10 protein-coding genes and 1 pseudogene are annotated in these 10889 nt (G+C 51.6%); 2 read left to right on the top strand and 9 right to left on the bottom strand.

Annotation, left to right across the window (positions count from 1 at the left end; genetic code table 11):
* Nucleotides 1-201 (top strand): annotated as a pseudogene (locus tag Q0J41_RS03925) (transposase); the annotation flags it as partial.
* A 59-nt stretch (nt 202-260) separates the two neighbouring features.
* Here the strand turns inward: Q0J41_RS03925 and Q0J41_RS03920 are convergent.
* The 9 genes from Q0J41_RS03920 to gmk form a co-directional block, all read right to left on the bottom strand.
* On the bottom strand, nt 261-944 hold the full coding sequence (locus Q0J41_RS03920) for a thiamine diphosphokinase (RefSeq protein ID WP_296226380.1): 684 nt from the start codon (nt 942-944) through the stop codon (nt 261-263).
* Between the two features lie 29 nt (nt 945-973).
* Nucleotides 974-1867, bottom strand: a complete 894-nt coding sequence (gene rsgA, locus Q0J41_RS03915) for a ribosome small subunit-dependent GTPase A (RefSeq protein WP_296226378.1) — start codon at nt 1865-1867, stop codon at nt 974-976.
* Nucleotides 1868-3889, bottom strand: coding sequence for a Stk1 family PASTA domain-containing Ser/Thr kinase (gene pknB, locus Q0J41_RS03910; protein ID WP_296226376.1), 2022 nt, complete (start codon nt 3887-3889; stop codon nt 1868-1870).
* Complete coding sequence (locus tag Q0J41_RS03905; protein WP_296226374.1) at nt 3879-4634, bottom strand: Stp1/IreP family PP2C-type Ser/Thr phosphatase; 756 nt, start codon at nt 4632-4634, stop codon at nt 3879-3881. The genes pknB and Q0J41_RS03905 overlap by 11 nt, the downstream gene beginning before the upstream one ends.
* Before the next feature lie 5 nt (nt 4635-4639).
* The gene (gene rsmB / locus Q0J41_RS03900; RefSeq protein ID WP_296226372.1) at nt 4640-5956 is read right to left on the bottom strand and encodes a 16S rRNA (cytosine(967)-C(5))-methyltransferase RsmB; all 1317 of its coding nucleotides are present in this window, start codon (nt 5954-5956) and stop codon (nt 4640-4642) included.
* Nucleotides 5946-6893: a methionyl-tRNA formyltransferase gene (gene fmt, locus Q0J41_RS03895; RefSeq protein WP_296226370.1), complete on the bottom strand. Its 948-nt coding sequence runs from the start codon at nt 6891-6893 to the stop codon at nt 5946-5948. The genes rsmB and fmt overlap by 11 nt, the downstream gene beginning before the upstream one ends.
* A gap of 12 nt (nt 6894-6905) precedes the next feature.
* Nucleotides 6906-9287, bottom strand: coding sequence for a primosomal protein N' (gene priA / locus Q0J41_RS03890; RefSeq protein ID WP_296226368.1), 2382 nt, complete (start codon nt 9285-9287; stop codon nt 6906-6908).
* A 62-nt stretch (nt 9288-9349) separates the two neighbouring features.
* Nucleotides 9350-9571, bottom strand: coding sequence for a DNA-directed RNA polymerase subunit omega (gene rpoZ / locus Q0J41_RS03885; protein ID WP_296226365.1), 222 nt, complete (start codon nt 9569-9571; stop codon nt 9350-9352).
* Nucleotide 9572: 1 nt separating this feature from the next.
* Nucleotides 9573-10187 (bottom strand): guanylate kinase, encoded by a 615-nt coding sequence (gene gmk / locus Q0J41_RS03880; protein ID WP_296226363.1) that lies wholly within the window; start codon nt 10185-10187, stop codon nt 9573-9575.
* Nucleotides 10188-10360: 173 nt separating this feature from the next.
* Here gmk and Q0J41_RS03875 point away from each other — a divergent pair, with 173 nt between their 5' ends.
* Nucleotides 10361-10666 (top strand): hypothetical protein, encoded by a 306-nt coding sequence (locus tag Q0J41_RS03875; RefSeq protein ID WP_296226361.1) that lies wholly within the window; start codon nt 10361-10363, stop codon nt 10664-10666.
* The last annotated feature ends 223 nt before the right edge of the window (nt 10667-10889 follow it).

Genomic DNA, 10889 nt, shown 5'->3' with positions numbered 1-10889 from the left:
TTAATGGCGCTAGAATGTTATTCTCAAACGGCTGTCTAGAGGGCGTTAATCGTAAAATCAAACAAATTGAACGCACAGCCTATGGCTATTCTAATTTCACTCACCTTTTGAAGAGAATTAGATTGGAACAGAATGCCATCTGCTTCAAAAAAGGCACCAAACAGACAAGTTCTGTTTAGTGCCTTTATCAAAATTATATAAAACTCCTTGACAAGCATCAGTAAGATTTGACAAAGAGCCATTATATTATCTTTTGCGAATCAAACTTGCTCATAACGGTTCAAGTCTTTAGAATAAATGACCGCTACTAAGCCTTTCTTCAAGGATAACCGGCAGCTATCCTTATCTGGCAAAAATTCATTAGAGGTAAAAGAGCGCAGATAATCGCCGCTATAAGGAGCCAGGTCATACAGGGCTCCCTCAATCGTCAAGTCTTCAACTGGCATTAAGCAACTTACCCCAAAGTAAGTATAATCCTGCTTCTTAATCTCATAGCTGCCAGCTTGCCGGTAAAAAATCATATTCTGCTTGTCAATCAAGGTCAGCTGGTTGGCATACTTGCGCAGGTCCGGGTTCAAAATGCCAAAAGCATTGATCGCCGCGTGGTCTAGCCGGCCGCCAGTGGCCCCATAAACCTTTAGCTGGTCAATCTTATAATCGCCAAAAGCAATCCCCAGCATCAATTCTGAATCAGTCCAGTCCTTCTTGGGTACTGAATAGCGAATGTCGGCAACCGTCCCTTCAACCCAGGCCAGTTCATCAGCCTTCAGTGAGTCAAAGTCCCCGATCGCCAAATCCGGCTTAAAGCCTAATTCCAGCAAAAGCAGCGCTCCCCGGTCAACCCCAATCAAAAGGTCGCCCTTTTCCTGAGCCTGCTTTAGCTGGTCCTTCAAATCAGCCGGCCATTCTTCCTTTGGCCCGCCAAGTAGCACTGCCGCGTCCATCACAAAACTCCCTACCCTAACTTATTTCATCACTTCAAATATTCCGGCATCCGGCCTTCCTCAATTTCCGTCCGCATGGCCAGATAGTCATCATAGCGGAAAGCCGCGATTTCACCCAAAGCCAGCTGGTCCTTAACCGCGCACTTCGGCTCATGCAGGTGCTGGCAGCCCCGGAACTTGCAGCCCGGACTCAAGGCCTTGAATTCTTTAAAATACGTACACAGTTCATTCAGCTTGATCGGCGTCAGATCAATTGCCGAAAAGCCTGGCGTGTCTGCTAAAAAGCCTTCTCCTAATTTGAAAAGGGTAACCGTCCGGGTTGTATGTTTTCCCCGGTTCAAGCTGGTTGAGATCGCGCCCGTCGCTTGGCCCGCGTCTTCCTTGATAAAGTTCAGCAGGGTTGACTTCCCGGCCCCTGACTGGCCAGCTAGAGTCCAGATCTCACTTTCCCCGATCTGCTTGGGAAGTTCTGCTGCCAGGCTTTCCCTATCCAGGTAAACCCGGTAGCCGATCTTTTGATAGTATGCCAGCTGGCTTTCAATTTCTGCTAATTTTTCTTTTTCCAGCAAGTCGCTCTTTGACAGGTAGATCGTTACCTCTACTTCCTGCCAGGCGAAAAAGACCAGGAAGCGGTCTAAAAGAGCCGTTGAAAAATCCGGCTCAACCGCGGAAATAACCAAAAGCACGTGATCGACATTAGCCACTGCCGGCCGGCCGATCCGGTTCTTCCGGGGCAGAATCTTCACCAAATAAGCCAGGCCCTGGTCATCCAGCTTGACCTGCACGCTGTCGCCGACCTGGGGCTTTTCCCGGTTCTTGCGGAAAACGCCCCGGGCCCTGGTCCGTACGACTCCTGCCGGCGTCTGCACGTCGTAGTAGCCAGCGATCAAAGAAACCACTGTCCCTTGTACTATTTCTGCCATTTAGTCCCCGCTTTCACTGTCATCTGCCGAAACCGTTTCGTCAACTACGGTTTGGTCATCACGGACAATCTTGATCTTGCCATCTCCCTTGGAGACCGAGAAGGCGATCGTAAAGTCCGTATCCTTAGTGATGTACAAATCCCGGTAAATGTTGCCCAGACTATGGTCATCGTCTTGGATATAAATCCGGACATGGTTGCCCTGGTCTGAGGATGAGCTGGAACTTGACGAGCCGGATCTGTCACTTGACTCACTCGGGCTTGATGAGCTCTCCTCAGGCTGATAGTCAACCGTGAAGGTCTTCTTGATCTCTTTCTTCTCCGCTCCTTTGGAGATCGTAACCGTCAAGGTGTCTCCTTCAGAGACCTCACTGCCGGCTCCTGGATCCATCGAAATCACGTCGCCGCTGTCCACGCTGTCAGAATAGTCCTTCTTAACCTTGAGCTTCAGTTTCTTGCTTTTCGCATAAGATTGAGCATTTGCCAGACTCTTCCCCGTCAGATCGTCCAGCTTAAAAGTAGCCTTGCTGGAGGAGCTGGACGGCTTGGGCTGGTCTTCCAAAGCCACGGCCACTACCAAAGTGATCTTGGTCTTAGTAGCATCTACCTTGCGGCCAGCCTTGACGCTCTGGGAAATAATCAAGCCTGGCACGTATTCACTAGATGGTGCCTCCCGGCTCTTGACCTTGAAGCCTAGCTTGGTCAGTTTCTTCTTAGCGGTCGCCAAATAAAGGCCCTCAACATCGGGGACCTTAGTCAAATTCGGCCCCTTGGAGACCAGCAGGCTGACCTTCCGCCCCTTGGCAACGGGGCTGTCGGCCTTCGGCGTTGTCGAAATTACCTTGCCCTTCTTAACGTCGCTGGAATAGGTCCGCTTCACAGCGCCAACTGTCAAGCCAGCGCTCTTCAAAGAAGTCTTGGCTGCCTTTTCCGTCATGTTCACGACATCAGGCACCCGGACATTGTTGTGACCAACTGCCAAAAACATAAAAAGCAGAATGGCGAAAACCGGGAACAATGACCCGATCCACCACCACTTGTATTTCTTGATACTGGCCCATAAAGACTGTTTCTTTGCGTCTTCAGCCTTGCCTTCCTTGGCTTTTTCCGCCTGCATGACCTTGCCATTCAAGGCTGGCAGGATCTTAGTTTCATCATTATTGCCATGGCTTGGCCGGTAAACTGCTTCACCCGCCCGGCTCGGATCCAGACTGGAGTCCAGATCAGCCTTCATTTCAGCCACAGAAGCATACCGATCCCGCGGGTCCTTGGCCGTTGCCTTTAAAACGACGTTTTCCAAGGCCTGGGGAATCGCCTTGTTCTGCTTCCGAAGAGACGGTATATCGTCTTCAGCATGCTTGAGGGCAATTGCCACCGGAGTTTCACCATTAAAAGGCACATGACCAGTCAAGGCTTCATAGAGGATGATCCCCAAGGAATAAATGTCAGACTGCTTGGTGACCATCCCGCCCCGGGTTTGCTCAGGAGACATGTAATGCACCGATCCCAGGACCGAATTAGTCTGGGTAATCGCGCTTTGATTCAAGGCAACCGCAATTCCGAAGTCGGCAATCTTGATGTTGCCTTTTTCATCCATCAAAATATTCTGCGGCTTCAAGTCGCGGTGAATCACATTGTGCTTATGGGCCAGTTCCATCGCTGACAAAATCTGGTCCATGATCTTGATAACCTGCGGCAGGGGAATCGGGCTGTTTTCCCTGATATAGTCCTTTAAGTCGGGCCCTTTCACGTACTCCATGACCATATACGGCAGGCCATGGTCGGTCCCCACGTCAAAAACGGAGACAATATTAGGGTGGCTCAGTTCACTGGTGGCCAGGGCTTCCCTTTGGAAGCGGGCCAGAACCTGGGAGTCCTTCTGCAAGTCAAGGCGAATAATTTTAACGGCGACCTGTCTCTTCAGAATTATGTCATCAGCCAGGTAGACGTTGGCCATCCCGCCTTCACCCAGGGTGTCGACGATCCGGTAACGGTCTCCAAGCAAATAACCTTTATTGATCACTCGCGCCATCCTCCTCATTTACGGCCAGGCAGACGGTAATATTGTCGCCGCCGCCCAGACGATTGGCTTCATTGACCAACTTGTTGCACCTCTCCTGCAGGTTCAGGCCCTTGGTCGCCAAAACCTGTTGAATCAAAGGATCCGCTAGGGAATTGGTCAAGCCGTCAGTGCAGAGAAGGAACACGTCGTCAGTCTTCATTTCAAGTTCATTATATTCCGGATCAATAGTGCTTGAAACGCCTAAGGCTTGCGTAATGATATTTTTCTGCGGGTGGGTCTTCGCCTGTTCTTTGGTGATCTGCCCCATCTTGACCAGTTCATTGACTAAAGAGTGGTCTTCAGTGATCTGGCGGAAATTTCCTTCAGAGTAGCTGTAGGCCCGGGAGTCACCCAGGTGGGCAAGCAAGACTTCCTGGTCAAAGAACATGGCCAGGACAATCGTCGTGCCCATCCCGTTCAAGTCCGGAAAGCGGTCTGCGGCCTTCAGAATCGTTTCGTTTTCTGAGCGCAGCTGGACATCCAGCCATTTTCTGGCCAGATTCTTGTCGTGCAGGTCGGTGTTAGCGAAATTGTGGCCCAGGTGGCTGACTGCCATCGTGGAAGCAACATCGCCGCCCTGGTGGCCCCCCATCCCATCGCAGACGATGGCCATGGTTACCCCAACGCGATTTTGAAAAATCTGCACGAAGTCTTGATTGCTCTCTCTAACTCTACCAATGCTTGAAGCAAATGCCGTTTTAATCACAAGTACTAACCTCTTGTCGTAAACTTGGCAATGAAAAATCCATCACTGTTGTAGCTGTCGGGCAGGATCTTCAGCATCCCCTTGGGCGCGGAGATCTTGGCCGTTTCAAATGGTTTCAATGCGAAATCTGGATGCGCGGATAAAAATTTCCGCACGTTTTCTTCGTTTTCTTCTACAGAGATTGAGCAGGTGGAGTAGACTAACTCCCCGCCCTTTTTCAGCAAGCCGCATACTTCGTTCAAAATGTCCAGTTGGATTTCAGCCAAATGGCTGATGTCTTCCGCTGTTTTCGTGTAGCGGATTTCCGGCTTGCGGCGCAGCAGTCCCAGACCGGAACATGGTGCGTCTATCAATATCTTATCAAATTCTTGCCCGGAAAAATACTCCCTTGCCTTCCGCGCGTCCAAAGCTTTGACCTTGACCCGGTCAGCAACCCGCATTCTGGCGGCATTTTCCTTGACCAGATGCAATTTCTTTTCATGGATATCCAGAGCAGTCACTTGCCCGTCAGGCAATTGCTCAGCTATTTGAATGGTCTTGCCGCCTGGGGCGCTGCAGGCATCAAGGGCCTGCTCATTTCCCTTAAAGTCAAAGGCTTCCACAACCAGGCTGGCTGCTTCGTCTTGCACCGTCACTTCACCATCTTTGAAAAAGTCGGTCATCACGATCCCGCCCCGGCTTAAGGCATAGCTGCGGCTGGCCAAAGGCGACTCCTGAGGGTCAAAATGGGTCCGGTCCAGGTCCCTGATGATCCGCTTTTCATCGGCCAAAGCCGAAATCCGGATTTCGTTTTTCGCCTTGCTATTGAAGCTGGCCATGATTTTTTCTGCCCTGCTCTTGCCCCAGTAGGCTACGAAATAGTCGCTCAGCCAAAGGGGCATGCTGCACTTGATGCTGAGATAGTCTGGCGCGTCTTTTTCCGGCAGGACCTCTCCCCGCCGTAAAAGCGAGCGCAAAATCCCGTTAACCAGGCGGTAGCCGCTAGATTTTGGCCGGCCATAGGCCTTAGCCAGCTTGTTGGCCTCGTCTAAAACTGCCCGGTTTGGCACCTTGTCTAAAAAGGAGATCTGGTAGGCCGACATCAATAAAAGGGGCTTGATATATGGCTCCCTCAGCCGGGCCTTGACCAGGTCCTTGAGCTGATATTCCAGGTAAAGCTGGTATTGGATGGTCCCATAGACCAGGTTGGTGGCCAGCCGGCTCTCTTCACCCGGCAGCTTAGCCGCCTTTAACGCATGGTTTAAGCTGATATTTGAATATGAGCCCTGGTTGATCACCTTCATCAAGGTGTCCAGGGCCACGGTGCGGGCGTTAGTCTTCATCTACGATCTTTTCTCCTGCTGCAAACTTCTTCCCCTGCCCGTTCAAAAAGTCCTTGATGGCCATGGCCTTCTTGCCATTTGGCTGGACTTCAAGCAGGTTCAAGACCGTGTTGCCGGCAAAGCTGATAGCAAAGCGGCCCTGGTTGGTCAAAAGGTGGCCAGCTGGCAGACTGGTGTTGTCGTCAGCCACTTCTGCCTTCCAGACCTTCAAGCGCTGGCCCTTGATGACCAGGTAGGCGCCTGGGTCCGGATTGAGGGCCCGGATCAAGTCCTTGGCCTCCTTAGCCGTCAATTTCAAGGAAATTCTTTCTTCAGCCTTGCTGATGGTTGGGGAAAAGACTACCTGGCTTGGATCCTGCGGCTTTTTGACAATTTCGCCACTGGCAATCTTTGGCAGAGTTTCCAAAAGCAGATCCCGGCCAAGCGGAGCCAGTTCTTCGAAGACTTCCCCGCTGGTCTCATCTGGTCTGATCGCCAGGCTGGCCTGGGCATACATGTCGCCGGCGTCCATTTCCTTGACCATTTCCATGATGGTGACCCCAGTTTCCGCATCCCCGTTTCTGACTGCATACTGGATCGGTGCCCCGCCCCGGTATTTCGGCAAAAGGGACCCGTGCACGTTAACAGCCGCGATCTTAGCGGACTTCAGGAATTTAGTCGGCAAAAACTGGCCAAAGGCCGCGGTGATGATGAAATCGGCGTCAAGCTGCAGCAATTCGTCAAGTTCAGCTGACTTGGACAGGCGGACTGGCTGGTATAAAGGCAAGTCGTTGGCCAAAGCCACTTCCTTGACCGGGGAGTAAACGACTTTTTGCTTGCGGCCAACCTTCTTGTCCGGCTGGGTGACCACGGCCAAAATATGATAATCGGCCTTGATCAGGCCTTCCAAAACTGTAGCACCAAATTGCGGCGTCCCTAAAAAGATTACTGAATTCATGTTTTTATTCCTTTACATAATTCTCTCTGGCTCTGAATCGATCTCGACGGTCAGGCCGTACTTCTTTACTTCCTGGGCCTGGTCCTGGATCTGGTGCAGGAGCTCATTTAAGTGTTTTTCTCTTTTATATTTTACCAGTATTTGGTAATAATACTGGCTCTTTAAGCGGCTGATTGTCGCCGGGGCCGGACCCAGGATAATGGTTGGAGCCCGCAGTTCCCTCTGCAATTGCCGCTTGATTTTAAAAGCCTCCCGGGCCGCGTTCTGTTCATTTTTGGCTGAAACGGAGACCAGGACCGTGTAAAAGTATGGCGGGTAGTCGCCGGCATGGCGGACCTGCATTTCTTTAGCGTAAAAAAGCTCATAGTCCTGCTTTTGGGCCAGGCGGATGGCATAGTGGTCTGGATTATAAGTCTGGATCATGACCTGCCCTTCCTTTTCCGCCCGGCCAGCCCGGCCAGCGACTTGCGTGAGCAGCTCAAAAGTCCGCTCAGAAGCGTTGTAGTCGGGCAGCCATAAGCCAGTGTCGGCATTGATTACCCCAACCAAAGTCACGTTGGGGAAGTCCAGGCCCTTGGCGATCATCTGCGTGCCTAGCAAGATGTCGGCTTCTCCTTGGCCAAAACTGGTCAAAATCTTGTCATAGCTGCCCTTCCTCCGGGTCGTGTCCACGTCCATGCGGAGGATTTTAGCTTGCGGAAAAAGCTCAGCCAGCTCTTCTTGCACCTTCTGCGTCCCCGTCCCCAAAAAGCGGATCTGCCGGTCCCGGCAGTTGGGACAAATTTCCGGAACAGCTTCTTGGTAGCCGCAATAGTGGCACTGCATAGTCCAGGTGTCCTTATGCATAGTCAAGGACAAGTCGCAGTTAGGGCACTTTAAGACAAAGCCGCAATTGCGGCAGAGCATGAAGTTGGCAAAGCCCCGCCGGTTTAAAAACAGGATTACCTGCTCTTTTTTCTCCAGCCGCTTTTGAATCGCCTCAGCCAATGGACAGGAGATGTCGAACTGACTGCCGGCAAACTGCACATGCTTTAAGTCAAGCAAGTCGACTCGCGGCAAAGGCTGGCTCTTGGCCCGCTTTTTTAAGCGCAAAAGCTGGTAGACTCCCTTTTGGGCCCGGGCCCGGCTGGCCAAAGACGGAGTCGCGCTGCCCAAAATCAAGGGGCAGTGGTGGTAGCGGGACCGCCAAATTGCCACGTCCCGGGCATGGTAGCGGGGATTGTTGTCCTGCTTGTAGGAGCCTTCATGCTCTTCATCGATAATGATGAGGCCTAAATTGTCCAAGGGTGCAAAAACCGCACTTCTGGCGCCTACGACCACCTGGGCCTGGCCCCGGCGGATCCGGCGCCATTCGTCATAGCGCTCCCCTTCCGACAAGGCCGAGTGCAAAACTGCCACCTGCTGGCCAAAGCGGGCCTGGACCTGCTTGACCATCTGGGGGGTCAGGGAAATTTCCGGCACCAGCATCAAGGCTGTCCTGCCCAAGGCCAGGGCCTGGCTGATCGCTTGCAGGTAGACTTCGGTTTTCCCGGACCCCGTCACCCCTTCTAAAAGAAAGATCTGGCTGACCCGGCCCTTGATGTTCTGACTGACCCGGCTTAAGGCCGCGGCCTGCTCCTCATTTAAGGCCAAAGGCTGGCTGGGAGCAACCGGCTTGGTTGGCCGCCGGTATTTTTCCTGTGCTTTTTCCTGCAGCCACTTTTTGCTGACAGCCGTTTTCAAAGTTGCTGAACTGATGCCCAGGCCGGTCAATTCTTCCCGGCTCTTTGGATAAGCCGCAAATTTCCCGGCTAAATCTGCCAGCAATTTTCTTTGTTGGCTGGCCGTTTTTCTAGTTTCTGAAAAAATCTCCTGGTAATCATGGGCCGACAGAAGCGGATAGTAGACTGAAATCAGCTTCTTTTTCGCCTTATTTTCAACCAGATATTCGATCCTGGCATCCCCCTTATTCAAGAGCTGCTTGACCAGTTTGATCATACGCGGCTCTTCCAGGTTAGCCAGATCCACCGGGTCTCCGGCAAAGAGAGGCATATGCTCTGCCCGCGGGCTGTTTGGCAGGAGGATTTTCCGGTAGTTGGCCCGCATTACACCCGGCAGCATGGTCTTGAGGATACTGATCCGGTAGGCAAAAATCTGCCGGGCCAGGTCGCTGGACAGGGCGACCAGCTCAGGTGTTAAAGGCGGCATTTCATCGACCACTAAGAGCAGGTCCTTTAACTGGCCGGTAAAGTCGCTGCTTTTTTTCACGGCGACGACAAAGCCCTGAACCTTGCGGCGGCCAAAAGGCACCACTACCCGGCTGCCAATTTCAACTTCCAGGTCATCAGGGATATGGTATTCAAAAACGCGGTCAGTCTGGTGAGCGGCCACATCGACAATAACTTCTGCGATCAAGTCCTTCTCCCTTCCTTTACGCTAAAAGAGGAGCGGGCTTCTGGTCCGCTCCTCTTCAAGGATTATTCGTCGGCTTCACCGTGATGGTCAACGTCAATCGTAACCTTGCCGGCAGCAATTTCTTCCAATGCCTGGCCGACCGGCTTCAAGTTGTGGTAGTTGTCCAAAGCGCCCGGTTTGCCGGCTTCCAGTTCATGAGCCCGCTTGGCAGCCAGAACTGACAGTGAGTATCTTGAATCAACTTCGTCTAGCAGCTTGTCAATTGATGGATAGGTAATTCTCATCTTAGTCCTCCTTAACCATTTTCCGATAATCGTCGATCACGCGTTTGACGCTGACGTGTTCAGCGTCAACGATTGCTTTAATGTGGTTGACGGCGTTGGCGACAGTGTCGTTGACTACCGCGTAGTCATAGTCCTGCATCACCAGAATTTCCTTGCGCGCTTGGGCAATTCTGCCCCGGATCACGTCTTCGGATTCCGTTCCCCGGTGTTCCAGCCGGTCCCTTAAAGTGTGCAGGTCAGGCGGCGTCAAGAAAATAAAGACGCCATCTGGCATTTGTTGGCGAACCGTTCTGGCCCCGTTGACATCGATTTCCAGCAAGACGTCCTTGCCGGCAGCCAGCATTTCCTTGACCGGGCCCAAAGGGGTCCCGTAAAGGTTGCCGACGTATTCATTGTATTCCAGCAGCTGATTGTCAGCAATCGCCTGCTTGAATGCTTCCCTGGTCACGAAGTAGTAGTCTTTCCCGTTCACTTCGCCTTCACGGGGCTTGCGGGTAGTCATTGAGACTGAGTATTCGAAGGGGAAGACCTTGTGTTCAACAATTGCGCTTTTGACGGTTCCCTTGCCCACCCCGGACGGGCCGGACAAAACCAACAGTAATCCTTTATCTGCCATGATAGCTCCTTTTTTTGACTATTAATTCTATTTTGGACCATAAGCGCCTTCTGATCAAGTCTTAAGCCCGAAAAAAGCTTTTTAAAAAAGGGGCTTGCTTTTTCGAATGCTTGTTCGTATAATATGTTTACAAACGGGCGTTCGAAAATAATTTACTTAAAGGAGTCTTCACCATGTCCAAATTTCAAAACCTTGCCAGCCAAGCCGCTCAGCCCCTTAAGAAGGCCTTTCACTATCTCTTTGCTTATGACGAAGACCGGCTCACCCTCCGCGGCGACAGCCTGGCAGTTAACTTAGCTAAATTGCAGCTGGCCTTCTTGAAGAGGCAGTATCTCTTGGTCACCTTGAATGACGGCAGCTGGCGGGTCGGCAAGATCACCAAGCGGATTTCACCCAGCCGCTTCGTTTTCCGGGATGCCGACAACAAGATTTTTTACCTGCTTGATATCAATGACATTTTAACAGTTGAACTGCCTTAAAGCAAAAAAGAGTCTGGATCAGTTCGCTTTGCTGGGCTTCAACTGTCTTCATAGATTGCGTTTTTCCATTACCATGCAAAAAACTCTCCTGCCTGCTTGAAGTGCCCTACAATTGTTAGACATAGACATCTAACGATTGTGGGGTATTTTTATGACCAAATATTCATCCGAACTAAAAATACAAGTTGCTTCTGATTATCTTAATGGCAGAGGCTCATACAAT

Source organism: uncultured Lactobacillus sp., from assembly GCF_944327175.1.
Lineage (GTDB): Bacteria > Bacillota > Bacilli > Lactobacillales > Lactobacillaceae > Lactobacillus.
The sequence above is the reverse complement of the archived record's forward strand: the minus strand, read 5'-3'. Positions and strand labels throughout refer to the sequence as shown.